1 tRNA gene is annotated in these 201 nt (G+C 58.7%); it reads right to left on the bottom strand.

Annotated features, from left to right (window positions below):
- Nucleotide 1: 1 nt before the first annotated feature.
- Nucleotides 2–74, bottom strand: a tRNA-Gly gene (locus KVT39_RS37810).
- Nucleotides 75–201: the final 127 nt, after the last annotated feature.

Consider the following 201-nt stretch of genomic DNA (forward strand, 5'->3'; position numbering starts at 1 on the left):
GAGCGGGAGACGAGTCTCGAACTCGCGACCTCAACCTTGGCAAGGTTGCGCTCTACCAACTGAGCTACTCCCGCATTTGTCCTGCATGTGCAGCGCTTTGCCGACCAACACGCTGCCAGAAAAACCTGGAGCGGGAGACGAGTCTCGAACTCGCGACCTCAACCTTGGCAAGGTTGCGCTCTACCAACTGAGCTACTCCCG

The organism is Burkholderia sp. GbtcB21 (assembly GCF_019091065.1).
In the GTDB taxonomy this organism is placed as follows: domain Bacteria; phylum Pseudomonadota; class Gammaproteobacteria; order Burkholderiales; family Burkholderiaceae; genus Burkholderia; species Burkholderia pyrrocinia_C.